This window comes from Myroides marinus (genome assembly GCF_900109075.1).
Taxonomy (GTDB): domain Bacteria; phylum Bacteroidota; class Bacteroidia; order Flavobacteriales; family Flavobacteriaceae; genus Flavobacterium; species Flavobacterium marinum_A.
Map to the genome: position 1 here is coordinate 46,039 of NZ_FNYS01000009.1, position 24,952 is coordinate 70,990.

Genomic DNA, 24,952 nt, shown 5'->3' on the forward strand with positions numbered 1-24,952 from the left:
TGAGCCGATGGAGGGACTCGAACCCACGACCTGCTGATTACAAATCAGCTGCTCTAGCCAGCTGAGCTACACCGGCGACTCATTTTGCGAGTGCAAAGATAGCATGGTTTTCCAATCTTGCAACACAAAACGTATGTTTTTTTTACTTTTTTTTCAATTACATTGCGTTGATTTTCTCAACTAATTGACCAGCAACATCTTCAAGTTTTTTATAAACTCCTTTAAAATGTGCTTTTTTATTCTCAACATTCTTTGCATTTACATCTCCGATCAATTCGTCGAATGAAACGAATGCTTCTTCAAGTAATGCATTAGTCTCTGGAGTTGGTCCACCTGTTGTCATTTCTTGAATATAAATCGCTTGAATAATATCACCTAATACATAGTGAATATCTTTCTTAAGGTTTTTTACGCTTGCCATAATTTCCTTTATTTATTATTAATTTTACGCAAATCTACAATTTAAAAATAGAGTAAACTACTCTTTTAAGAAACAAATATTTCTAATACAGTAGCCTCTCCTTTTAGTATCACTTCTGATACCACAGCAGGAATAAAGATAGTCTGTCCACAGTGTAGCTCATACTTCTCCTCTCCTATTATTATCTCACCTTCTCCTTCTGTACATACATATAAATAGAATCTACTCTTATCTTTAACTTTAGTATACATATCAGATAAGGGTATATAATTTACATTAAAGAAAGGGCATTCTAAAATATGATTATCTGTATTAACAACCTTATTATATGTTATCTCTACATTCTTCTTGTCATAGTTAATAGCCTCTAAAGCTAAATCTATATGTAATTCTCTAGAGTTACCCTGAGCATCTAATCTATCCCAATCATATACTCTATAGGTAATATCAGATGTTTGTTGGATCTCGGCCAATAATACTCCGCCACCTATAGCATGTACAGTTCCTGTCTCTATAAAAAACACATCTCCTTTTTTAACAGGGATTTCTTTTAAGATTGAAGGCAATGTTTTTGATTCTAGATGTTTTAGATAGTCTTCTTGACTTACTCCATCTTTAAAGTCTACTACTACTCTAGCTCCTTCATCCGCCTGCATCACATACCACATCTCAGTCTTACCAAAAGAACCGTGACGCTTCTGTGCTAATTCATCATTTGGGTGTAGCTGTATAGACAAGTCATCTTTAGCATCTAAGAATTTAAACAATAATGGAAACTGTTTATCAAAGCGTGCTATTATAGCCTCTCCCAATATCTCATCAGGAAATTTCTGAATTAGATCGTTTAAGTTTAGTCCTGCATACACTCCATTAGCCACTACACTAATGTCAGAAGATACACCAGATATCTCCCAACTTTCTCCAACCTCATTCGAATCAATATCTTTTCCTAATATTGATTTTAATTTAGTTCCTCCCCATATTCTATCTTTCAGAATTGGATGAAATAGTATCGGATATTGTTTAAAACTCATATATTAATCACTTCTATTAGAAATAAGCCTAGACTTATTTTATCTTTCCTTTTCACTTAAAAAAACGAGGGTGCAAGTTACGACTTTTCCTATTAGCATTCCCTATAATTAGTTTTCTCCTTTAAAAGAAACAAAATTTCGAGCTGTTTCGTACAAGATTATTTCTAACTCTTTGTCACTAGGGATAAAAGGTCGAAGTAACTGCCATATTACGACAGCTATGTTTTCGGCAGTAGGTATCAATTCAAAAAATTCTGGTACATCTAGGTTTAAATTTTTATGATCAAAACGCTCTTCTACCTCCGATTTTATTAAATCTGATAGTTCCTTTAAATCCATCACAAACCCTGTTTCCTGATCTAGTTCTCCTGTTACTTGAACAATTAACTCATAATTATGACCGTGAAAATTAGGATTATTACATTTCCCAAAGATCAATTGATTCTTCTCATCTGACCATTCTTTTCTATGCAAACGATGAGCTGCATTAAAATGGGCCTTTCTACTAACGGTTAATCTCATAACACTATTGTTTTTGTGCTTCAATAAAATGATAAAACTTAGAGAAAATTATTTTAAACCAAGCTGTATATACTTCTGGATGTGCTTCCATATCATTTTTAATACCTTCAATAGACATCCATTTCCAAGACTCTACTTCTTCTAAATTAATCTTTGGTTCAGCATCATAATACCCAATCATCACATGATCATATTCATGTTCAGTAAGTCCATTGTCAAATGGTGCTTTATATATAAAACTAAATACATCCTTTAATGGTACCTCAAAGCCCATCTCTTCCATCAATCTACGTCTACCTGCTTCTACGTTAGTTTCTCCTACACGTTGATGACTACAGCATGTGTTAGTCCATAATAAAGGTGAGTGATATTTCTCAGAGGCACGTTGTTGTAACATTACCTCATTGTCTTTATTCAATATAAAAACAGAAAAAGCACGATGTAATAAAGCTTGTTTATGAGCTTCTATTTTTTCCATTACTCCTACTTGTTCATCCTGTTCATTTACTAATATCACTAACTCTTCTTTCATACCTATAAATTTATATCAACCTCAAAAATACAAAAAAGATATGGGATTACTAATCCATTTAGCATATCCATTAACTATAATCAAATATGCGAACTACTTAACTGATTCACAACACTCTTCCCATCAAAAATTTATCTCTACATTATATATCAAATTATATATATACCCAAAAATCAATACTCCCCCCTCTCTTCCTTCTCTACATTTATTCTAGCCCATATTATTTTTAACTACTTTTGTACAAACAATGATTATCAAATGGAAAGACAAATAAAACTAATATGGGATTTCAAGGGGCCTGCAGGAGAAAGAACTGCAGAACATCATGTCATCCATCTAAAAGAATATGTAGCTATCGAAAAACTACCTATTACTATAATAGAATATAAAGTATTAGCTCCTGAGCATTCTATCGCTTATATGGTGGTAAACGATGAACAAATGAGACTATTAAGAGATATCTTAAAACCGCATAGAGGAGAGCTTTATGAATAAGCTTTACTAATAACAAGAAACAGAGGAGATACAACAACTTAAGTTATATCTCCTCTGTTTTTTCTGCACCTTCACTGTGATAACTATCTCTTTATAATAACATCTTCTTAAAAAACACCACTACTTCCTTTGTTATAAAAAAACAACTCCTGCTTTTTTAATTTATCCACATTTTACTATACTTCAAAAGTCTTTACAGACACATTTTTATCTACTTTTTCCTTATTTAACCTATATAAAGTGTATTTCATAATAAAGATCAAAAAAATGTGTACCACTTTTTTTAAATTCAAAAACACCAAAAGAACATATAATATTAAAAAACAACAACTTACAGTTTAAAACAGATAACCTTATAAATATAGTTACATCTCTAAACCCAGTATTTATAAGGGCTCAATGCCTTTCCTTGGACAATTCTTGGACAATAGCTAGAGATTAGTTGACCTAAGACTATGTTTGCCCATGGATTGTCCTTGTATACTTCACTTATTCTCCTATAAGTTACTACGTGAGTTCCATTTGTAAACTTTATAGTTTCCAAAAAAAAGACATAAAAAAAGATGCCATTTATAGACATCTACATATTATTTATAACACTATTTAGTTAAAGCTAATAATTCGCTTTTAAAGTCTCCATAATTTTTATAATAACCTTCTAAGAGTACAATCTTTTTTGCTCTTTCACTAATAGTGATACAGCCTTCTTTATCACTTCCAATTATAGACAGCGTACTAAAATGTATCCTGACTTCATTACTTTCTGTATTAAACACAAAGCGCTTTCCTAATACGGTTTTTATTATAATCTCCTTTTTATCTATACTTATATGATTAAGATATTTATAACTAATATTAAGGATATAAATCAATAACAGTGTCATGATGGTTATAGTTAGTATAACAGACTCAATACTCGTCGCCTGTATTATACCTTTTGAGACCATAAAAAACAGACTTATCAAAACAACATCAATAATTGCAATAAGCACAATACCAACAATTATCCTAACAATAATACTCTGATTAAAAACTGAACTAAATTTCATTATAAATGCAATTATCATTACGCATAAAAAAATCCTCAGTAGATTTCTACTGAGGATTTTTTTCTCTTATATATACTTTAATATTAGTTTGCCTCTTTACTGATAAACTGAATACGCATTAATCTTAATTCTTCGGTATCAAAGTCTCCATCAAACTCTGCCATGGCAGACTTGATATTATCGGTTTCCGAATCCATAAAGTAATCATAGATTTCCTCCTGTTGATCTTCGTCTAATACTTCATCTATCCAATATGATATATTAAGTTTAGTCCCTGAATATACGATTTGCTCCATTTCTTTTAGTAGCCCATCCATATCTAGTCCTTTAGCACTAGCAATATCAGGTAAAGATAACTTTCTATCCACACTCTGAATAATATAAAGTTTTAACGCAGAATTAGCTCCTGTAGATTTAACGACTAGATCATCTGGTCTAATAATATCGTTATCCTCTACATATTTACTAATAACATCTACGAATTCCTTACCATACTTTTTCGCTTTACCTTCACTTACACCTATTATATTAGACATCTCTTCTAAGTTAACAGGATACTTAAGTCCCATCTCTTCTAATGAAGGGTCTTGGAAAACGACAAAAGGAGGTACACCATATTTTTTGGCAACTTTCTTACGCAAATCTTTTAGTATACTAATCAAAGCTTCGTCTATCACAAGACTTGCTTTACTAGCGACAACGTCTAATTCATTTTCTGTATCAGAGTATTCATGATCTTCTGTCATCATAAATGACGATGGATTATCAATATACTTCAGCCCAGACTCTGTCAATTTTAGTACTCCATAAGCTTCAATATCCTTGCGTAATAAATCAGCAACCAGAACCTGTCTTATTAAAGCAACCCAATACTTCTCTTCATGTGACTTACCACATCCAAAGAAGTCTAGAGTATCTGTCTTATTTACTTTAAGTAATGCATTTACCTTACCTAATAAAGTAAAGACTACTTCTTTCGTTTTATATACTTGTTTAGTGTCTCTAATTACTTTTAATAATTCAACAACACTATCTTTAGCTTCAACTTTAGTTTTTGGGTTACGAATATTGTCATCCATATCCGCTCCTTCACCATTAACTTCATCAAACTCTTCTCCGAAATAATGTAGGATAAACTTTCTTCTAGACATCGATGTTTCTGCATAAGCTACCACTTCTTGAAGTAATGCGAATCCTATCTCTTGTTCCGCTATAGGCTTACCTGCCATAAACTTCTCAAGCTTCTCAATATCTTTATATGAATAATAGGCTAAACAATGTCCTTCTCCGCCATCACGTCCAGCTCTACCAGTCTCCTGATAATAACTCTCTAATGATTTAGGTATATCATGGTGTATTACATATCGTACATCTGGCTTGTCAATTCCCATACCGAAAGCAATAGTAGCTACTACTACATCTACATCCTCCATTAAGAACATATCTTGATGCTTAGCACGAGTCTTAGCATCTAACCCAGCATGATAAGGAACAGCACTAATTCCATTCACTTGTAATACATGTGCAATTTCTTCAACTTTCTTTCTACTTAAACAATAGATCACACCTGACTTACCTTGGTGTTGTTTAATAAAACGAATAATATCTGTCTCTACATTTTTAGTCTTTGGACGTATCTCGTAAAACAAGTTAGGTCTATTAAAAGACGCTTTAAATGTATTGGCATTTGGAATTTCTAGGTTCTTTAAGATATCCTCTTGTACTTTAGGAGTTGCCGTAGCAGTAAGTCCTATAATTGGTATATCTCCAAGACTTCTTATAATATTACGTAGATTTCGATATTCTGGTCTAAAGTCATGTCCCCATTCAGAGATACAGTGAGCCTCATCAATAGCTACAAAAGATAATTTTTCTCCTTGTAAAAAGCTAACATATTCCTCTTTAGTTAAAGATTCAGGAGCTACATAAAGTAACTTAGTGACTCCGCTTTTAATATCTTCCTTTACCTGAGCTATTTCAGTTTTAGTTAAAGAAGAGTTAAGTACATGCGCTACACCATGCTCTGAAGATAAACTTCTAATAGCATCTACTTGATTCTTCATCAATGCAATCAATGGTGATACAACAATCGCAGTTCCCTCTAACACTAATGCAGGCAATTGATAACAAAGAGATTTACCTCCTCCAGTTGGCATAATTACAAAAGTATTGTGTCCTGAGATTATACTTTTGACTACATCTTCCTGAAGACCTTTGAATTGTGAAAATCCAAAATATCTCTTTAACTCTTTGTGCAAGTCAATTTCAGTTGATTTCATTATTTTTGTATGGTATTTTACATAAATTTGCAGTACCTAAAGGTACAAAATTTCTTTAGTTCAAACATAATATTTAACATTCGCTCATTTTGAATACAGTAATCAACATATTAGAAACCGCCAAAAACACTCTATTATCTGAGAGTGAGAGCATTAAAAAACTTATAAACTACTTAACACTTGATTTCGAGAAAGCAGTAGAAGCAATTTATAACTGCAATGGGCGAATAATTGTGACAGGAATAGGCAAAAGTGCACTAATTGGAGCGAAAATAGTAGCTACTTTTAATTCAACTGGTACTCCTTCTATCTATATGCACGCTGCTGAAGCTATGCATGGAGATTTAGGATTAATACAGCCTGGTGACTGTATTATTTGTATTTCTAACAGTGGAAATAGCCCAGAAATTAAAGTACTAGCTCCAATATTAAAAAGACACGGTAATAAACTTATAGCAATTACTGCTAATGAAAATTCATTTTTAGCGAAGAGTTCTGACTATATCTTGCTATCTAAAGTAGACAGAGAAGCAGAACAAAATAATCTAGCTCCAATGAATAGCACTACTGCTCAATTAGTACTAGGTGATGCCTTGGCTGCTTGTCTAATTCAGATGAGACAATTCACAGCAGAAGACTTTGCGATGTATCATCCAGGTGGGGCTTTAGGTAAAAAATTACTACTTTTGGTCAGAAACATTCTAAAAAGCGAAAACAAACCTTCTGTTTCTCCTGAATCTACAATTCAAGACGTAATCGTAGAAATTTCAGAAAAAAGATTAGGTGTAACCGCTGTAGTAGAAGATGACAAATTAATTGGAATTATCACTGATGGAGACTTACGTCGTATGCTTCAAAAAAGTGCTAATCTAAATGAGTATAAGGCCAAAGACATCATGTCTATCAACCCTAAGTCTATTGACAGTAACGAACATGTTTCTAAAGCTTTATCAATATTAGAAGACAACTCAATCACCCAATTATTAGTAACAGAAAACAACAAATATGTAGGTGTAATCCACTTACATGATATATTAAAAGAAGGTATAGTATAATATGGCAGACTCAAAGAAATCTATCAAGGAAATGTCTTTCCTTGACCACTTAGAAGAATTAAGATGGTTATTAGTTAGATCATCAATATTTATCTTAAGTGGTGGTGTAGTCGCTTTTATTTTTAGCGATTTCATCTTTGACAAGATAATTTTCGCTCCAAAGAAAAGTGATTTCGTTACTTATCAATTCTTCTGTAAACTAGCGCAAAAGTTTAATTTTGATCGTAGTTTCTGTTTACAAGACCTTCCTTTCGAGATTCAAAACAGAACGATGGATGGTCAATTTTCTGTGTTAATTTGGACTTGTATTTCGGCTGGTTTCATTATTGCAGTTCCTTTTATCTTATGGGAAATATGGAAATTTATCAGCCCAGCACTATATAAAAACGAAAAGAAATATGCTAGACTTTTTATAGTTGTATCATCATTCTTATTCTTCTTAGGAGTAATCTTTGGTTACTATGTAATCACACCTTTATCTATTAACTTCTTAGCAAACCTACAAGTTAGTGAAATAGTTAAAAATCAAATAGATATAAACTCTTACATAGGATTAGTAAAAACAACTTCGATAGCGTGTGGATTAGTATTTGAACTTCCTATTATCATTTACTTCTTATCTGTATTAGGTTTAGTATCTCCACAGTTCTTAAGACAATATAGAAAATATGCTATAGTACTTATTCTAATTATTGCAGCAATCATTACGCCTCCAGATGTAGTAAGCCAGATTATCGTATCTATACCTCTACTTATCTTATATGAAGTGAGTATTTATATTTCATACTTCGTTACTAAGAAGAAAAATAAAGAAATAGCTGAAGGAAAAAATAAAGAAGTTCAATAATTTATTACTTAATCAATTATGAAATTAAGAGCAGAAAATCTTATTAAGATATACAAAAAGAGAAAAGTAGTAAAAGGAGTCTCTGTAGAGGTTAATCAAGGTGAAATCGTTGGTTTATTAGGTCCTAATGGAGCAGGTAAAACCACTTCTTTTTATATGATTGTAGGTCTAGTAAAACCTAATAGTGGTAATATATATCTAGACAACACTAATATTACAGATTTCCCAATGTATAAACGTGCACAGCACGGTATTGGTTATTTAGCACAAGAGGCTTCTATCTTTAGAAAACTTAGTATAGAAGATAATATCTTAAGTGTACTACAACTTACTAACCTTTCTAAAAAGGAGCAAGTAGAAAAAATGGAATCGCTGATTAGTGAGTTTAATCTAGATCACGTTCGTACCAACCGAGGAGATGTATTGTCAGGTGGTGAAAGAAGACGTACTGAGATTGCAAGAGCATTAGCTACTGACCCTAAGTTTATTCTATTAGATGAACCTTTTGCAGGTGTTGACCCTGTTGCTGTTGAAGATATTCAAAGAATTGTAGCCAATCTTAAGAATAAAAATATTGGTATCTTAATCACTGACCACAACGTACAAGAAACCCTTGCAATTACTGATAAGACATATCTAATGTTTGAAGGAGGCATCCTTAAAGCTGGAGTTCCTGAAGAGTTGGCAGAAGATGAAATGGTAAGAAAAGTATATTTAGGACAAAACTTTGAATTACGTAAAAAGAAGATTATTTTCTAAATACCATAGCTTAATCACTTTTATAGATTTACTAAATAAAAAACACTGTTAGTTTTAAAAAGTAAAAACTACTCGTTTTTAACTTATAAAAAAACAGCTTTTAGTAACAATTACTTTGATTTTTATAAATCTTTGATTTTAGCTATACTCAGAAAAAGTTATATTTGGCACTTTTAATAAAGGCATGCCTTTTATTCACTATGTAGAAACTATATATTTGCAAAAAAAACAATGAAAAATAAAATCGCACTAAAACTATCTCTTATCTTAGGTTGCATGTTCCTTCTAGGATCATGTGCTAACAAGAAAACGATTGTATACTACCAGAATGTGGAAGATGTTCTACTTAAAGAATCTAATGACAATAAGTTTGAGACTCGTTTAAGAGCAGATGATTTATTAATGATTATTGTTTCTGCTGAAGATCCTGAAGCAGCAGCTCCATTCAACTTAATGAATACAATGACTACGAACCCTAATACACCTGCAGCTAGTGGAACGATGACACAACAGTTATATCTAGTAGATGGTAATGGTAATATTGAGTTTCCTGTATTAGGTACTATTAAATTAGGAGGAAAAAATAAAGAAGAAGCCGTTAGTCTATTGACTAAACAAATAAGCCAATATATCACAAACCCTATTGTTAACATGAGAATCATGAACTTCAAAGTGACAGTTCAAGGTGAAGTTAACAAACCAGGAGTACACACTATTAATAGCGAAAGATTGACTTTAGCTGAAGCTATCGCTTTATCTGGAGACTTAACAGTGTATGGTAAAAGAGATAACATTCTTCTAATAAGAGAAATAGATGGAAGAAGAGTTCCTATCCGCGTAGATATGACTAAAGCTGATTTTATGGTATCACCGTACTACTATTTAAATCAAAACGATATAGTATATGTAGAACCTAATAAAACTAAAATTAACTCATCTGTAGTTGGACCTAACTTAAGTTTAGCTATTTCTGCGTTATCACTTTTAGTAACTGTAATTGCCCTAGCTGTAAAATAGAACAATGGAAAATAAATTTGACAATCAAGAAAATTCTAATATTAACATCAGAGAGGAACTAGAAAAATACTTAGTTCACTGGAGATGGTTTGTATTAAGTGTTTTTATCACTGTAGCACTAGCATTTGTTTATTTGCGTTACAGCCAAAAGATCTACTCTATCAGTACATCAATCATTGTAAAAGATGAAAAAAGAGGTGGTGGTATTGCTTCTGAAATGGCAGCTTTCGCAGACTTAGGTATGTTCTCTGGAGGAAAAAGTAACGTAGAGAACGAAACACAAGTATTACAATCAAGAAGTCTAGCAGAAAAAACAGTTAGAAGATTACAATTAAACATTTCTTATATCAACAATGATCGATTTGTAAAATCTGATTTATATAAGAATAGTCCTATTTCAATCAACTTTGTAGAAAGAGTTTTTGACTTTGACGAATTAGATTATGAGTTTTATATTAAAGATAGAACAGATACTTCATTTACTTTATTAGATGAAGAAGAAAACGAAATAGGTACATTTAAATACAATGAACCTGTAACTACTATCTTAGGTAAACTTATAGTTACTAAAAATACACCTAAGAAAAAAGGAACATTAGATGACTTAAAGAAAAAAGTGTCTAATGAAAACGTAAATGAAATACTAGTAAAAATTGCTCCTATCCAAAAAGTAGTTGATTACTATGTAAAAGAAGTTAAAATTGCTCCTACTGATAAGTTTTCAACTGTATTAGAATTATCATTGCTAAATGCTACTCCGGCTAAAGCTATTGATTACCTTAATACAATGATTACTTTATACAACGATGGTGCTATCGCTGATAAACGTTTTGTATCAGAAAAGACATCAGAATTCATTGACTCTCGTTTAGTTCTTATTACAGAAGAATTAGGTGATGTAGAGAAAAATGTAGAAGGATATAAAGCTAGAAATAGTATTACTGATATTCCTACTGAATTAAAAATTCACTTAGAAAATGCTAATGTTTACGAGAAACAAATTATTGAGAATGAAACAGAATTAAAGGTTGTCTCTTCTCTAATTGATTTCTTGAAAAATAGCAAGCCAAACGAATTACTACCTGGTAACATTGTATCAACTGATATTAGCTCTAACAGCTTAATCAATCAATACAACCAATTAGTATTAGACAGAAACAAACTAAGTACAAGTACAACTAAACTGAACCCTACTATAGTAAAGTTAGATGATCAGATTAACTCTATGAAAGCTTCTGTATTAGAAAGTCTTTTAAGAGCTCAAAGTAATTTAAAAATTACTCATAGAGAACTAGCAGCTAAAGAAGGTGAATTAAAGTCTAAACTATCACTAGTACCTAAACAAGAAAGAGAGTTTAGAATTATAGACAGACAACAAAAAGTAAAAGAAGCTATCTACTTATACTTATTCCAAAAACGTGAAGAAACAGCTATCGCATTAGCTGCTACAGATCAAAATGCTAAAGTAATAGATATGGCTAAAAGCTCTGATAAACCAGTAGCTCCTAAAAAAGCTATTATCTTATTAGCTGCTTTAATTATGGGTGGGTTAATTCCTTTTGCTATTATCTACTTACGTTCATTATTGGATACTAAGGTTAAGAGTAGATTTGATATCGAAGAGAATACTTCTGTACCATTCCTTGGAGATATTCCACACTCTAATGACAATTCTAAAATTGTTAATATTGCGAGTAGAACAAGTACAGCAGAGGCACTTCGTATTATCAGAACCAACCTTGAATTTATGCTTAGTCGCGTAAAAGAAGGTGATGCTAAGATGATCTTCTTAACATCGACTTTCCCTAAAGAAGGTAAAACATTTACATCTGTTAATATTGCTGCTACTATTGCCTTATCAGGTAAGAGAACATTACTTATCGGATTAGATATACGTAATCCTAGATTAGATGATTATATCATGTTACCTACTAAAGGGGTATCTGATTTCTTATTGAAAAAAGAAGATGATATTAATCAATATGTTGTAAAAATAGACGGATACGAAAATATGTATGCTCTTCCTGCTGGTACTATCCCACCTAACCCTGCTGAATTATTAATGGGTGATAAAATAGGTAATATGTTCGAAGAACTGAAAAAACAATATGATTACATTATTGTGGATACAGCTCCAGTAAGTTTAGTAACAGATACATTATTAATAGCTAAATATGCTGATACATTTATCTATGTAGCAAGAGCAAATTACCTAGACAAACGTATGTTGAAACTTCCAAATGATCTACATAAAGAAGGTAAACTTCCAAATATGTCTATCATATTAAATGACACGGAAACTAACAAAGGTTATGGTTATGGATATGGATACGGTTATGGATATGGTCAAGATGCAGAAGAGGATAAACGTCCTTGGTGGAAAAAACTATTAAACATAAACTAATATAGAAAAGGTCACTCCTAATAGGGGTGACCTTTTTCATTAATATGATAAAATATTATAGCAAAATATACCAAAACAGAAATATACAAAGTCTGAATTATCAAATTCATAATTCAACTCTAAAAAGACTATTAAGCTTTAGCATTAACATTCATATTTAGTATATTTGCTATATAAATTTCAAGGTTTAAACAAAATATATATAACGATAAAATTGTTTTCATTTAAAGTAGAAAAAAAATGACACAAAAATCTAAAATCCTTTACACGTTTACTGACGAGGCTCCTATGTTAGCTACGTATTCGTTCTTACCAATTGTACAAGCATTTGCTAAAACAGCAAATATTGACGTTGAAACAAGAGATATTTCACTAGCAGGTCGTATTCTTGCTAACTTCCCAGAATTCTTAAAAGAAGAGCAAAGAATCGGTGATGCTTTAGCTGAATTGGGTGAACTAGCAAAGACTCCAGAAGCTAACATCATTAAACTTCCTAACATCTCTGCTTCTATTCCTCAGTTAAACGCTGCTATTAAAGAATTGCAAGCACATGGTTTTGCTGTTCCTAATTATCCAGCAGAAGCTAAAACGGATGAAGAAAAAACAATCAAAGCTAAATACGCTAAAATCTTAGGTTCTGCTGTTAACCCAGTATTACGTGAAGGTAACTCTGACCGTAGAGCTCCAAAAGCTGTAAAAAACTACGCTAAGAAACACCCTCACTCTATGGGAGCATGGTCTGCAGATTCTAAAACAAGAGTTGCTACTATGACTGATGGTGACTTCTATGGAACTGAAAAATCAGCAACTGTTGCTAATGATTGTAAATACAAAATTGAATTCATCGGAACAGATGGAGCAGTTAAATTATTAAAAGACTTCGCTTCATTATTAAAAGGAGAGATCATTGATTCTTCTGTTCTTAATGTAAATAAATTAAAAGCTTTCGTTTCTGAATGTAAAGAAGAAGCTAAAGCTAAAAACATCTTATTCTCTACTCACTTAAAAGCAACTATGATGAAGGTATCTGACCCTATCATCTTTGGTGCTGTAGTAGAGGTTTACTTCAAAGAGGTATATGCTAAATATGCTACTTTATTCGCTGAACTAGGAATTATTCCTAACAATGGATTAGGTGACTTATTCGCTAAATTAGCTGGACACGCTCAAGAAACAGAAGTAAAAGCTGCTATCGATGCTGCTATTGCTAATGGACCTGCTATCGCAATGGTTAACTCTGATAAAGGAATTACTAACCTACACGTACCATCTGACGTTATCGTAGACGCTTCTATGCCTGCTATGATTCGTACTTCTGGTCAAATGTGGAATGCTGAAGGTAAATCACAAGATACTTTAGCTATTATTCCAGATCGTTGTTATGCTGGTGTATACCAAACTGTAATTGAAGACTGTAAAGCTAATGGTGCTTATAACCCTACTACTATGGGATCTGTTCCTAACGTAGGTCTTATGGCTCAAAAAGCTGAAGAGTATGGTTCTCATGACAAAACTTTCCAAGCTGAAGCAAATGGTGTTATCCGTGTATCTGATGATAAAGGTTACATCTTCTTCGAACAAAACGTAGAAGCTGGAGATATCTTCAGAATGTGTCAAACTAAAGATGCTCCTATCCAAGACTGGGTTAAGTTAGCTGTAAACCGTTCTCGTTTATCTGAGACTCCTGCTATCTTCTGGTTGGATGAAAACAGAGCTCATGATAGAGAAATCATTGCTAAAGTAAACACTTACTTAAAAGATCACGATACAACAGGATTAGACATTAGAATCTTAAACCCTGTAGAAGCTACAAAAGTATCTGTAGAAAGAATTCGTCAAGGTCTTGATACTATCTCTGTAACAGGAAACGTATTACGTGATTACTTAACTGACTTATTCCCTATCTTAGAAGTAGGTACATCAGCTAAGATGTTATCTATCGTTCCTCTTATGAATGGTGGAGGATTATTCGAAACTGGTGCTGGAGGTTCTGCTCCTAAACACATCGAGCAATTCATAGAAGAAGGATACTTACGTTGGGATTCATTAGGAGAGTTCTTAGCTTTAGGAGCTTCATTCGAACACTTAAGTCAAACTCAAAATAATCCAAAAGCTATGGTATTAGCAGAAACTTTAGATGAAGCGACTGCTAAATTCTTAGACAATGATAAATCTCCTGCTCGTAGAGTTGGTTCTATTGACAACCGTGGTTCTCACTTCTACCTAGCTATGTATTGGGCAGAGGCTTTAGCTAATCAATCTAAAGATGCTGAATTAAAAGCTACATTTGCTCCAATAGCAAAAGCTATGATTGAAGGTGAAGCTAAGATTAATGAAGAATTAATCGCTGCACAAGGAAAAGAGCAAAACATCGGTGGATACTACCAATCAGATGTTGCTAACACAGCAAAAGCTATGCGTCCAAGTGCAACTTTAAACAATATCATCGACGCTATTTAATAATAGAATAGATAGAAAAATAAAAAGGTCATCATTAACTGATGACCTTTTTTATACACATTACTGATCTAATAAAATCTGATACTTACGTCCAATAGGAACTTCGTCTTCGTTAATCAAAACGACTTTGCTCATAAAACGTTCTTTTATACACTCTTTATTAATAATAAAAGAACGATGTACCTGTACAAAGTTATCTCCGATTAATTCGGTCTTAAAACCGCTTAAAGAACCATATACAAAATAACTCTTACGTCTACTCTTTGTAAAAATCTTAATATAATTACCTGCACTTTCTACATATATAATATCAGTCATATCTATGTAATAGTCAAAGCCATCTTCTTTAATCAATACACTCTGAGGAACACTTTTCTTTTTATTCTCTTTTCTGTCTTTACAGAATATTTTTGCTTTTTCTACTGCTTTCAAAAACTTACTAAAAGAAATAGGTTTTAATAAATAATCTATAGCATCATTCTGATAGGATTCTAAAGCAAAATCAGAATAAGCCGTCGTAACGATTGTAGAAGGTTTCACTGGTAACATTTCTAATAATTCTAATCCAGATACTAGTGGCATATTAATATCTAAAAACAAGATATCTATTTCATTATTCTGCAAAAAAGTTAATGCTTCTTTTCCGCTATAGGCATTGCCTATACATTCTAAATCCTCACATTGTTTAATATGGCTCAACAGCACTTGATGCGCTGGTTTTTCATCATCTACTATTAAACATTTGTAGGTAACTCCCATAATTCTAAAGTGGTTTTATAATAATTCTTTGTTTTGTTTTTCTCAAATCTATATTTCAAACTAGAGACTTCTAAGCGCCTCTCTAAATTAATAAGGCCTAACCCTGTTCCCTTTTGTATCAATTCATCAGAAAGGCAACTATTCTCAAGTTCAAAATACAAATGCCCCTCCACTATATTTCCTCTTAACTTGATATAAGGAAACTCCGTTTGAATAGCAAACTTTACAGCATTCTCCACTAAACTAAAATACAACAATGGAGGTACTTTATAGTTTCCTGTGTCTCCATCATACTTAATATCAACTACTAAACTATTAGTACGAAATTTATAATAATTAAAATATTCTTTTAAAAATTCTATTTCTTGATCCAATGTTATAAACTCCTTTTTGGTAGCTTCTAATTGATATCTAAGTAGTAAGGATAATTGAAGGATACGTTCAGGTGTTTCACTAGGATTAGTTAAAGCTTCGCCATATAAATTATTCATGGCATTCAACAAAAAATGAGGGTTTAGCTGCATCTTTAAAAAATCTAATTCTGCTTCGGTATTTACTAGTCTCTTTTCTCTGACAGTAATATCATTGAATATCCAAAGGTGGATGAAATAAGCTCCCATCCCTAAAAAGCCAAGAAACAAGACATTTACTACTTCTATAGGCCAAGAAACGAACTCATCATAGACTTGAGCTAGCTTCCCACAAACAACTACAACAATACTCCAAAAAACGAGTGCTAACGAAAAATATACCTCATACCTTTTGGTCAATAAATAACGCTTAACCATACATATGTTATGTACACTAATAAAAAAGTACACAAGACAAAAAGTAGGTAACATATCAATTAAAGCACCTACCATAGTCCTCTCTCCTTCCGTATTTACATAGTTAGCATAAGTAAAAATACTAACTAGAAAAAAGACAGTGGTAACATTTCTTATCCAATAATTAGCATACCATTTCATTGAAAAAATAATTAATTGTGTAAAGATAGATTTACTTAAAAGTACATGAAAAAAAATTATTCTAATACCTTTTACATAATAACTGTAACGCAATAAATATTTTACGACTAATCACGTTATAATCCTAACTACATTTGTCTCATAAAATGATAAAAAAGAAATGTTAATACAATTCAAACTTAAAGCACGTTCCTCTATTTGTATGTTGTTCTTACTATTAGGAAACACACTAATATATGCACAACAAAATTACAGACTGAATGGTTTTGTAAAAGATAAAAGCACTCCGTTAATAGGAGCTACCATCACTATTCAGGAACTTACTAAAGCAGATATGACAGATGAGAACGGACAATTCTCTTTTAGTCTACCTGAAGGAACATATACTATATCAATCTCCTACCTAGGTTATACTACTCAAAATAATAAGGTAACTCTAACGGATAATAAAACACTAAATATTTCCCTAAAAGAAGATAATTCACAACTAGATGAGCTAGTTATTATCAAAAACACTACTAAAGCAGAAATTAGAACACCTGAAATGAGTGTAAACAAACTTTCTGTCGAAGATGTAAAGAAAATGCCTGTAGTACTAGGCGAAACAGATGTACTTAAGTCTATACTAATGTTACCTGGTGTAACTAATGCAGGAGAAGGTGCTGCAGGATTTAACGTTCGAGGAGGTAGTGCTGGGCAGAATCTAGTACTTCTTGATGACTCTAATGTATTTAGTTCTTCGCACTTGTTCGGTTTCTTTTCAGTTTTCAACTCAGACGCTTTAAAAGATCTAAAACTTTATAAAGGAGGAATACCTGCTAGATATGGAGGAAGAGCTTCTTCTGTTTTAGAAGTGTTCCAAAAAAATGGCAATATAAACGAATATCACGGTACTGGTGGAATTGGTGTTATATCTAGTAGATTAATGGCAGAAGGGCCAATACAGAAAGAAAAGTCATCTTTTCTTGTTGCTGGTAGAGCTTCATATGCTCACTTATTCTTAAAACTTTCTGATAATAAGAATTCAGCTTATTTCTACGACTTAAATACTAAATTAAACTTCAATCTAAACGACAATAACAAGTTGACATTCTCAGGATATTTTGGTAGAGATGTATTTAGTTTTGCTGATTTACTAAAAAATAACTTTGGTAATACAGTAATAAATACACAATGGCATCATTTATTCAACGAGACACTTTCGTCTAAGCTTACATTGAGCTATAGTGATTATGTTTATGGATTGGATATGGAACTAGCGAAGTTTAAATGGGATTCTGATATTAAAAACTTTCAATTGAAATATGATTTTACACATGATATTACCCCTGATTTTCAACTAAAATATGGTATCAGTGGTATCTACCATGTATTTTCTCCTGGAATAATCAAACCTACAAGACCAGATTCTCCAATAAACTATAAAAAAATTGACAACAAATATGCTTTTGAAGGAGGTATATATTTAGAAGCAGAGCAAAACATCGGTCAGCATTTAAGTTTAAATTATGGAGCGAGATTCTCTACCTTTTCTAATTTAGGAAAAGAGACTATTAATCTATACCAAAATAACCAACCTGTACATTACGATGCTACTTTAGGAGTCTATAAGATGGCAGATATTATCGGTACTGAATCTTATAATAGCGGAAAGAGTATTCAAAACTATAACAACTTTGAACCAAGATTAGGAATTGCATATATAATCAACGATGATCAATCTATTAAAGCAAGTTATAATAGAATGGCTCAGTATATTCATTTAATGTCTAATACAGCAGCGCCTACTCCATTAGATATATGGACACCAAGTAGCAAGTACATTAAACCAGAAATAGTTGATCAAGTAGCATTAGGTTACTTTAGAAATTTCAAACAAGGGAAATATAGCTTAGAAACTGAAGTATTCTATAAAAAAGGAGACAACAGAATAGATTATATTGATGGAGCACAATTAATAGGTAACGATGCTATTGAAAGAGTTGTCTTAGTCGGAGAATCTAGAGCCTATGGCCTAGAGTTAATGGTGCGAAAAAATCTAGGACGCCTAACAGGATGGGTATCTTATACTTTATCTAAATCAGAGCAACGCACTCCTGGCAGAACTCCAGATGAACCAGGAATCAATAATGGAGATTGGTACAGAACTCCATATGATAAGACACATGACCTTTCTATCACTGGAATATATGAGCTTAACAAGAAATGGAGTCTAAGTGCTAGTTTCACATACCAAACTGGACGCCCTACCTCATATCCTGAGGGCAGATATGACTATTTAGGTCAGAGTGTTCCTAAATTTGGAGAAAGAGGAGCTTATAGCCTACCTGCATATCATCATTTAGATGTATCAGCTACTTATATTCCTACTAAAAACAGTAACCGTAAATGGCAAAGTGAATGGGTTTTTGGTATATACAATCTTTATGGACGAGCTAACGCTGCTTCAATTTCTTTTAGAGAGAATAAAGATTACAGAGGACAAAACGAAGCAGTTAGGATGTCTATTTTTGGCCTAGTACCAAGTGTAACGTACAATTTCAAATTCTAAGAAAAATGATCAATAAAACATTAAAATATATAGGTATACTTTCTTTAGCGATGTACTTTACATCATGTGAAGAAGTAATTGATTTAGAATTACCTACCGCGCCACCTAAACTTGTTGTTGAAGGTAACATTGACTTTAATACAGATAATACTCCTGATACATTAAGTGTTAAGTTATCACTAACTACTGATTTCTATAATCCTACTACACCTAAAGTACACAATGCTATTGTATGGGTAGAAGATGGAGAAGGTAATAGATACCCTTTTGAAGAGATAAAAAATACTGGACGTTATATAAACACTAAAGTAAAGAAAGACTTCGTTAAAAATCAATATAAACTTCACATTGAGTATGATAACGATATCTACGAAGCTACAGATGTACTTTTATCAACACCTGAAATACAACAAGTAGAACAAAGAAGAGAGAAGTTCTTTAACAAAGATTATTATACTATCCGCATCTATTATAAAGATACGCCAAGACCAAGTTCAAACTTAAACTACTATTATTCATTCTCTCAGAGAAACAATGAGAAACCTGAGTTAAAAATTCAAACTAATGAGTATAGTAAAAACAAAATAATAGAATCTATCTTTCTAGACGAAGACTTTGAAGTAGGAGATAAAGTATTAATTGACCTACATCAAATATCAAGAAATTACTACGATTATATGTCCTTACTTATTAGTACAATAAACAACGGTGGCGGGCCATTTGAAACGCCAATTACAAAAATAAAAGGAAATGTAAAAAACCTTACACGACCAGAAAAAGAAGCACTAGGTTACTTTAGAATTACAGAAAAACAAACAGTAATTCACACCATATACGAACAACCGAAACCTTAAATAAAAAAGCCATCTCTAATGAGATGGCTTTTTCTATTTTGACAATAATTCTTTAGCATGTACTAATGCCGAATCACTTATATCTTTTCCTGATAACATCTGAGCTATTTCACGCACTCTATCCTCATAGTTTAATAATACTAATTGTGATGTGGTCGTTTCATCATCAGAAGTTTTAAATACCTTGTAATGCTGATTACCCTTTCCAGCAATTTGCGGTAAGTGAGTAATAGCAAATACTTGCATATGTTCACTCATATCTTTCATAATCACCCCCATCTTATCAGCTACCTCACCAGATACTCCTGTATCGATTTCATCGAAGATGATAGTAGGTAAATTCGAATATCTAGCTAATATAGCTTTAATAGCAAGCATAATTCTAGATAATTCTCCACCAGAAGCCACCTTCTTTAATACTCCAAAATCCATTCCTTTATTAGCAGAGAACAACAGTTGTAACTCATCTTTTCCGTTTGCTAAAAAGCTTTTAGCAGTAGTAAAGTCAAACTTAAAGTTTGCATTTGGTATTCCTACTAAAGAAAGTATTTCTAAAATTTGTTTTACTAAAGTAGGCACAGCTTTTTCTCTAGATACAGATAATTCTCCTGCGTATTTATTTAGAATCTCTTCTATTTTAATAATTTCCTTCTCTAAAGTACCAATCTTATCATCTATACCACTAGCTAAATCAACGCGTTCCTCTAAATCCCTTCTTATAACTAATAATTCCTCTACAGTTGTCACTTGATGCTTTCTTTGCAAATTATACAAAAGTTGAAGACGTTCATTAATTAGATTCAATTGTTCTGGATCAGCAGATACACTTTCTAATTGATTCTCTATCTCATCAGATAAATCTTTTAGTTCTATTTCAACGCTTATAATACGATTGTATAACTCTTCATAATCTTTAGAAATACCACTCGTTTTTTGTAAAATCTGTTTTACTTCTTTAAGACGATGAACAGCTCCTACTTCGTCATCAGATAACAATCCTATAGACTGGCCAAAGCTTTCACGAACAAACTCAACATTATTAAGCTTCTCATATTCTTGCTCCAATTCCAATTGATCTAAACTGTCCAAATTAGCTTGAACTAATTCCTCTAACAAAAACGCATTATAATCCTGTTCTTTCAATAAATCAGCTTGCTTCTGAATAAGTTCTTTTAATTGAGATTGCGCTTTTTTATAAACAATTAGATTCTCCTTGTATTTACTCAATACATTTTCATTATTCGCCACAGCATCTACGATCTGCATTTGATAATTCTCATCAGACAATTCCATAGTCTGATGTTGAGAATGTATATCAATCAAATGCTCTGTCAATTTCTGCAAATCTGATAGATTTACTGGACTATCATTAACGAAAGCACGTGATTTACCTGAAGGCAATATTTCTCGTCTTATGATAGTAATATCCTCATACTCTATCTCAAGATCTTTGAATACTTCATTCAGACCGTATTTTGCAACGCTAAAATGTCCTTCAATAACACATTTAACTTCCTTATCTTTTAGAGAAGATAAGTCAGCACGTTTTCCTTGTAACAAACCAAGCGCTCCTAAAACAATAGATTTACCAGCACCAGTTTCTCCAGTAATAATAGAAAATCCTTTAGAAAAATCAATTTCTAACGAATCTATTAATGCAAAATTTCTGATTGTTAATGATATAAGCATATACTCTAGTTTAATAACTACAAACTATTCCATTTTAATCCATTAAGAGGTGATAATTTATTCAATAATTCTATCACGCGTCTTTTATTCCTATCTGTTACTCCTCCGTAAATACCGATTAATTCTTCTGTTTTAGAATCAAAAAAAACACGTCCTAAGAAAGAGTTTGGTCTAGAAGAATTAAGAACATCTAAAGCCTCTAGAGCTAAAAGAATTCCATCTCTTCCTTCATTTATATTATCACTCATCTTATCCAATCCTACCCTGTGATATTTATATAATGCTTCCTTATAAGGAGTACTAACTCCAGATGAAAGATCAGTAATAAACGTAGAACGTGTATTACTACCATCTCCTGGTTTCCATCCGCGATAATTTCCTTGTTGAGCTAATGAAGCTATCGAATTAGCTGTTTGAAGATAGCTATTACCTCCTCCTACACTAAAAGTTTCTGCATCTAATCCAATTATAAGATTAGCATAAAAACCTAGTAATGAAGTAAGGTTTGATTCATATGATGTAGGATTATAATATAAAGATTCAAACTCCACATAATTAAATGTAACATCCTTGTCATTAAACATCAAAACTTGAGTAGAATAACTAGAATTATACACCGGTCGAGAAGATTTTACTTGTAATGTACCTGATACGGTATTATTACCATATGTAGTCACAGTCAAAAAAAACATACATTCAATCCTCTCTTGAGGAGAAAACTTCTTAGTTCCCCAACTAGTATTATTAATAAAATCCTTTAGTGATTTTTCTAAAGACTTAAAATAAGCCTGATGAGTATTACCTACTTGACTATAATTTACAGTTACTGTTGCATTAAGTTCTTGAGCATAACTACTAAGAACTATAAAAAACGAACCGAAAAGCCAAATAAGTTTATTCATAATGTTTCACTATCTTATTTATAATATCTTGAGCAACCTCTTCCTTTAATTTTAATTCTTTAGGTTCTATATTAAAATCTTTATCTATAAAGGTAACTTTATTAGTTGGTTTTCCAAAACCTGCTCCTTCATCTTTTAAAGAATTTAAAACAATCAAATCAAGGTTTTTTTTCTTGATTTTAGCCTTAGCATGTTCTATTTCATTTTGTGTTTCTAATGCAAAACCTACTAAGAATTGTTCATTTTTAATAGCGCCTAATGAAGCTAAGATATCTGGATTTTTATCCATTGTAATGATAAATTCCTCACTATCTTTTTTAATCTTCTCTGTAGCTACTTCTTTTGGTCTATAGTCTGCTACAGCAGCAGCAGCTACCACAACATCTACTTCTGAGAAAACCTTATGACAAGCATCATACATTTCTAAAGCAGACAACACTTTCACAACTTCTACATTCTCATGAGAAATCTTTTGATTAGAAGGACCAGAGACTAATACTACTTTGGCTCCTTTCTTAGCTGCTTCTAATGCGATATCATACCCCATCTTTCCAGAAGAATGATTACCTATAAAACGTACAGGGTCTATTGGTTCGTATGTTGGACCAGCAGTAATTAGAAGTTTTTTACCTCTAAGCGGAAGATCAGTATTAAGCACATCTCTCACAGACTTAACTATAGTCTCTGGTTCGGCCATTCTTCCTTTCCCTATAAGTCCACTTGCTAACTCACCATCCTCTGCAGGAATTACAATATTACCAAAGCTTTCTAATAACTCTAAATTTCTATTAGTTGTTGGATGTATATACATATCTAAATCCATTGCAGGAGCCACCATTATAGGGCATTTTGCAGATAGATATACAGCCATTAAAAGATTATCACAATAACCATTAGCCATTTTTGCTAACGTATTAGCAGTAGCAGGAGCTACTACCATAATATCAGCCCATAATGCTAAATCTACGTGATTATTCCATGTTCCTCCTTCACCAGCATCATTAAAGAAGTTTGTATACGCTGGCTTTTTTGATAGTGTAGATAATGTATAAGGAGTTACAAATTGATGAGAAGCAGGTGTCATGATTACTTGAACCTCTGCACCTGCTTTTATAAGTAAACGTACTAAGTGTGCCGTCTTATACGCGGCAATTCCACCAGTTACACCTAGTATTATTTTTTTACCGCCTAGACCTGACATCACTAAGTATTATTAATTTTCTACTTCTTTATAAGAAACTTTACCTTCTAACCACTCTTCTACAGCTAAAGCTTGAGCCTTAGGTAACTTTTCGTAAAATTTAGAAACTTCAATTTGTTCTTTATTTTCAAATACCTCGTCTAAACTATCATTGTAAGTAGCGAACTCTTCCAACTTATCAACCAATTCATTCTTGATGTCTGTGTTGATTTGGTTTGCTCTCTTAGCAATTATAGTAATCGCCTCATAAATATTTCCTGTAGGCTCTTCAATCTTACTTTTGTTATAAGTAATTGTGTTTACTGGAGCATTTGTTTTCTTTAAATCCATCTCTTTCGCTTAAGTTATTTTGAAAATTTTGCTAATTCTGTATTGATATTTTCAAGCATACTAGTTGCTTGATTTTTATATTTTGTCTCAGCGTTAAATCTAATTAATACATCATGCATTGATTTAGCTGTTTTAAGACGCTCTTCCATTTTATATCTCACACTATTCATTGCTAATTTATAAGCAGAATCAAATTTATAAAATAGAGCATCCTCTTTATATTCTGTTCCAGGGAAATCATATATAAAATTATCTAATGCTACAATTGCCGCATTATAATTTCTTGTATACTCCCCTATTGTATTTAATTGTTTTGCATTCTCATAAGCCTTCTTCTCCAATTTCTTATTCAAATCTAACATGATAGTATTCGCTTCGAACACATAATTTGAACCAGGATATTGGTCGATAAACTTCTGTAGCTTCTCTATTACTTCTAATGTAACTCTTTGATCTAAAGAATACACAGGAGACATAGCTAAACCAGATTTAATCTCCATTAACAAAGCCTCTTCTCTTCTTTCACTTCTTGGATATGTCGCAGCAAAGTTTTTAAAACGCGGCGAAGACAATTCATAATCTTTTGTCATATAAGTTGCCATAGCGAAATTAAAAAACATATCTTCTGCCTTTGGATTTGCTCTATAAACAGTTTCTAATTGTTCATATAAACGAATAGCATTTCTATATTTTTTCTTTTCATAAAACTGATTCGCAACTTCTTTTTTATACTCGTGATCATCAGTTTTCAAAGCCTTTTGCATAGGACCGCAACTTGCTATTGAAAGCATCAGAATAGATAAACCAATATATTTTTTCATAAA

At 32.2% G+C, this 24,952-nt stretch carries 22 protein-coding genes and 1 tRNA gene; 9 read left to right on the forward strand and 14 right to left on the reverse strand.

All coding sequences use genetic code 11. The features are described 5' to 3' along the window. Positions 1–2: 2 nt before the first annotated feature. The 5 genes from BMX53_RS10590 to idi all read right to left on the reverse strand — a co-directional run bounded on the left by BMX53_RS10590 (position 3) and on the right by idi (position 2,509). Positions 3–76, reverse strand: a tRNA-Thr gene (locus tag BMX53_RS10590). 81 nt (positions 77–157) lie between these two features. Then, a complete protein-coding gene (locus BMX53_RS10595) occupies positions 158–421 on the reverse strand; it encodes a hypothetical protein (protein ID WP_038986136.1) in 264 nt (87 codons plus the stop codon). A gap of 65 nt (positions 422–486) precedes the next feature. Beyond that, positions 487–1,455 carry a type I phosphomannose isomerase catalytic subunit gene (locus BMX53_RS10600; RefSeq protein WP_074746218.1) on the reverse strand — a complete coding sequence of 323 codons (969 nt, stop codon included), beginning with the start codon at positions 1,453–1,455 and terminating at the stop codon, positions 487–489. A gap of 108 nt (positions 1,456–1,563) precedes the next feature. Next, positions 1,564–1,977, reverse strand: coding sequence for a 6-carboxytetrahydropterin synthase (locus tag BMX53_RS10605; protein ID WP_038986139.1), 414 nt, complete (start codon positions 1,975–1,977; stop codon positions 1,564–1,566). Positions 1,978–1,981: 4 nt separating this feature from the next. Continuing rightward, a complete protein-coding gene (idi, locus tag BMX53_RS10610; protein ID WP_038986141.1) occupies positions 1,982–2,509 on the reverse strand; it encodes an isopentenyl-diphosphate Delta-isomerase in 528 nt (175 codons plus the stop codon). 258 nt (positions 2,510–2,767) lie between these two features. Here idi and BMX53_RS10615 point away from each other — a divergent pair, with 258 nt between their 5' ends. Further along, a complete protein-coding gene (locus tag BMX53_RS10615; protein WP_038986143.1) occupies positions 2,768–3,004 on the forward strand; it encodes a hypothetical protein in 237 nt (78 codons plus the stop codon). Between the two features lie 599 nt (positions 3,005–3,603). Here BMX53_RS10615 and BMX53_RS10620 read toward each other — a convergent pair. Together BMX53_RS10620 and BMX53_RS10625 are read right to left on the reverse strand one after the other, a co-directional pair. Next, a complete protein-coding gene (locus BMX53_RS10620; protein WP_167357247.1) occupies positions 3,604–4,053 on the reverse strand; it encodes a hypothetical protein in 450 nt (149 codons plus the stop codon). Between the two features lie 83 nt (positions 4,054–4,136). Next, a complete protein-coding gene (locus tag BMX53_RS10625) occupies positions 4,137–6,332 on the reverse strand; it encodes a RecQ family ATP-dependent DNA helicase (protein ID WP_038986147.1) in 2,196 nt (731 codons plus the stop codon). Positions 6,333–6,421: 89 nt separating this feature from the next. Here BMX53_RS10625 and BMX53_RS10630 point away from each other — a divergent pair, with 89 nt between their 5' ends. The 6 genes from BMX53_RS10630 (at position 6,422) to BMX53_RS10655 (ending at position 14,874) form a co-directional block, all read left to right on the forward strand. Continuing rightward, complete coding sequence (locus BMX53_RS10630) at positions 6,422–7,387, forward strand: KpsF/GutQ family sugar-phosphate isomerase (RefSeq protein WP_074746222.1); 966 nt, start codon at positions 6,422–6,424, stop codon at positions 7,385–7,387. A 1-nt stretch (position 7,388) separates the two neighbouring features. After that, positions 7,389–8,234: a twin-arginine translocase subunit TatC gene (tatC, locus tag BMX53_RS10635; RefSeq protein ID WP_240485489.1), complete on the forward strand. Its 846-nt coding sequence runs from the start codon at positions 7,389–7,391 to the stop codon at positions 8,232–8,234. Between the two features lie 18 nt (positions 8,235–8,252). After that, positions 8,253–8,993, forward strand: coding sequence for an LPS export ABC transporter ATP-binding protein (gene lptB, locus BMX53_RS10640; protein WP_038986149.1), 741 nt, complete (start codon positions 8,253–8,255; stop codon positions 8,991–8,993). 231 nt (positions 8,994–9,224) lie between these two features. After that, entirely contained in the window at positions 9,225–10,010 is a 786-nt protein-coding gene (locus BMX53_RS10645; protein WP_038986291.1) for a polysaccharide biosynthesis/export family protein, read from the forward strand. 4 nt (positions 10,011–10,014) lie between these two features. Further along, complete coding sequence (locus BMX53_RS10650) at positions 10,015–12,414, forward strand: GumC family protein (RefSeq protein WP_074746227.1); 2,400 nt, start codon at positions 10,015–10,017, stop codon at positions 12,412–12,414. 240 nt (positions 12,415–12,654) lie between these two features. Next, a complete protein-coding gene (locus BMX53_RS10655; RefSeq protein WP_074746228.1) occupies positions 12,655–14,874 on the forward strand; it encodes an NADP-dependent isocitrate dehydrogenase in 2,220 nt (739 codons plus the stop codon). A 60-nt stretch (positions 14,875–14,934) separates the two neighbouring features. On the opposite strand, the gene BMX53_RS10660 is transcribed toward BMX53_RS10655, so the two are convergent. Both BMX53_RS10660 and BMX53_RS10665 read right to left on the reverse strand, forming a co-directional pair. Beyond that, positions 14,935–15,633 carry a LytR/AlgR family response regulator transcription factor gene (locus BMX53_RS10660; protein WP_074746229.1) on the reverse strand — a complete coding sequence of 233 codons (699 nt, stop codon included), beginning with the start codon at positions 15,631–15,633 and terminating at the stop codon, positions 14,935–14,937. Next, positions 15,609–16,421 (reverse strand): sensor histidine kinase, encoded by an 813-nt coding sequence (locus BMX53_RS10665; RefSeq protein ID WP_244154501.1) that lies wholly within the window; start codon positions 16,419–16,421, stop codon positions 15,609–15,611. The genes BMX53_RS10660 and BMX53_RS10665 overlap by 25 nt, the downstream gene beginning before the upstream one ends. Before the next feature lie 382 nt (positions 16,422–16,803). Between BMX53_RS10665 and BMX53_RS10670 the strand changes: the two genes are divergently transcribed. Next, entirely contained in the window at positions 16,804–19,152 is a 2,349-nt protein-coding gene (locus BMX53_RS10670) for a TonB-dependent receptor (protein ID WP_244154502.1), read from the forward strand. A gap of 5 nt (positions 19,153–19,157) precedes the next feature. Further along, positions 19,158–20,006, forward strand: coding sequence for a DUF4249 domain-containing protein (locus tag BMX53_RS10675; RefSeq protein WP_074746233.1), 849 nt, complete (start codon positions 19,158–19,160; stop codon positions 20,004–20,006). Positions 20,007–20,039: 33 nt separating this feature from the next. Here BMX53_RS10675 and recN read toward each other — a convergent pair whose 3' ends face one another. The 5 genes from recN to BMX53_RS10700 are packed head-to-tail and all read right to left on the reverse strand — an operon-like array spanning position 20,040 to position 24,949. Next, on the reverse strand, positions 20,040–21,695 hold the full coding sequence (recN, locus tag BMX53_RS10680) for a DNA repair protein RecN (RefSeq protein ID WP_074746235.1): 1,656 nt from the start codon (positions 21,693–21,695) through the stop codon (positions 20,040–20,042). Between the two features lie 17 nt (positions 21,696–21,712). Beyond that, positions 21,713–22,597 carry a type IX secretion system protein PorD gene (porD, locus tag BMX53_RS10685; protein WP_038986161.1) on the reverse strand — a complete coding sequence of 295 codons (885 nt, stop codon included), beginning with the start codon at positions 22,595–22,597 and terminating at the stop codon, positions 21,713–21,715. Further along, positions 22,590–23,798 (reverse strand): bifunctional phosphopantothenoylcysteine decarboxylase/phosphopantothenate--cysteine ligase CoaBC, encoded by a 1,209-nt coding sequence (coaBC, locus tag BMX53_RS10690; RefSeq protein WP_074746239.1) that lies wholly within the window; start codon positions 23,796–23,798, stop codon positions 22,590–22,592. Before coaBC ends, porD begins: the two co-directional genes overlap by 8 nt. A gap of 12 nt (positions 23,799–23,810) precedes the next feature. Next, positions 23,811–24,128, reverse strand: a complete 318-nt coding sequence (locus BMX53_RS10695) for a DNA-directed RNA polymerase subunit omega (protein WP_038986164.1) — start codon at positions 24,126–24,128, stop codon at positions 23,811–23,813. A gap of 14 nt (positions 24,129–24,142) precedes the next feature. Further along, positions 24,143–24,949: an outer membrane protein assembly factor BamD gene (locus BMX53_RS10700; RefSeq protein ID WP_038986165.1), complete on the reverse strand. Its 807-nt coding sequence runs from the start codon at positions 24,947–24,949 to the stop codon at positions 24,143–24,145. Positions 24,950–24,952: the final 3 nt, after the last annotated feature.

What these genes read in the sequence shown, in the direction of transcription:
- BMX53_RS10595 (WP_038986136.1), bottom strand. Translation starts at nt 421, where the DNA reads ATGGCAAGCGTAAAAAACCTTAAGAAAGATATTCACTATGTATTAGGT.
- BMX53_RS10600 (WP_074746218.1), bottom strand. Translation starts at nt 1,455, where the DNA reads ATGAGTTTTAAACAATATCCGATACTATTTCATCCAATTCTGAAAGAT.
- BMX53_RS10605 (WP_038986139.1), bottom strand. Translation starts at nt 1,977, where the DNA reads ATGAGATTAACCGTTAGTAGAAAGGCCCATTTTAATGCAGCTCATCGT.
- idi (WP_038986141.1), bottom strand. Translation starts at nt 2,509, where the DNA reads ATGAAAGAAGAGTTAGTGATATTAGTAAATGAACAGGATGAACAAGTA.
- BMX53_RS10615 (WP_038986143.1), top strand. Translation starts at nt 2,768, where the DNA reads ATGGAAAGACAAATAAAACTAATATGGGATTTCAAGGGGCCTGCAGGA.
- BMX53_RS10620 (WP_167357247.1), bottom strand. Translation starts at nt 4,053, where the DNA reads ATGAAATTTAGTTCAGTTTTTAATCAGAGTATTATTGTTAGGATAATT.
- BMX53_RS10625 (WP_038986147.1), bottom strand. Translation starts at nt 6,332, where the DNA reads ATGAAATCAACTGAAATTGACTTGCACAAAGAGTTAAAGAGATATTTT.
- tatC (WP_240485489.1), top strand. Translation starts at nt 7,389, where the DNA reads ATGGCAGACTCAAAGAAATCTATCAAGGAAATGTCTTTCCTTGACCAC.
- lptB (WP_038986149.1), top strand. Translation starts at nt 8,253, where the DNA reads ATGAAATTAAGAGCAGAAAATCTTATTAAGATATACAAAAAGAGAAAA.
- BMX53_RS10645 (WP_038986291.1), top strand. Translation starts at nt 9,225, where the DNA reads ATGAAAAATAAAATCGCACTAAAACTATCTCTTATCTTAGGTTGCATG.
- BMX53_RS10650 (WP_074746227.1), top strand. Translation starts at nt 10,015, where the DNA reads ATGGAAAATAAATTTGACAATCAAGAAAATTCTAATATTAACATCAGA.
- BMX53_RS10655 (WP_074746228.1), top strand. Translation starts at nt 12,655, where the DNA reads ATGACACAAAAATCTAAAATCCTTTACACGTTTACTGACGAGGCTCCT.
- BMX53_RS10660 (WP_074746229.1), bottom strand. Translation starts at nt 15,633, where the DNA reads ATGGGAGTTACCTACAAATGTTTAATAGTAGATGATGAAAAACCAGCG.
- BMX53_RS10665 (WP_244154501.1), bottom strand. Translation starts at nt 16,421, where the DNA reads ATGGTTAAGCGTTATTTATTGACCAAAAGGTATGAGGTATATTTTTCG.
- BMX53_RS10670 (WP_244154502.1), top strand. Translation starts at nt 16,804, where the DNA reads ATGTTGTTCTTACTATTAGGAAACACACTAATATATGCACAACAAAAT.
- BMX53_RS10675 (WP_074746233.1), top strand. Translation starts at nt 19,158, where the DNA reads ATGATCAATAAAACATTAAAATATATAGGTATACTTTCTTTAGCGATG.
- recN (WP_074746235.1), bottom strand. Translation starts at nt 21,695, where the DNA reads ATGCTTATATCATTAACAATCAGAAATTTTGCATTAATAGATTCGTTA.
- porD (WP_038986161.1), bottom strand. Translation starts at nt 22,597, where the DNA reads ATGAATAAACTTATTTGGCTTTTCGGTTCGTTTTTTATAGTTCTTAGT.
- coaBC (WP_074746239.1), bottom strand. Translation starts at nt 23,798, where the DNA reads ATGTCAGGTCTAGGCGGTAAAAAAATAATACTAGGTGTAACTGGTGGA.
- BMX53_RS10695 (WP_038986164.1), bottom strand. Translation starts at nt 24,128, where the DNA reads ATGGATTTAAAGAAAACAAATGCTCCAGTAAACACAATTACTTATAAC.
- BMX53_RS10700 (WP_038986165.1), bottom strand. Translation starts at nt 24,949, where the DNA reads ATGAAAAAATATATTGGTTTATCTATTCTGATGCTTTCAATAGCAAGT.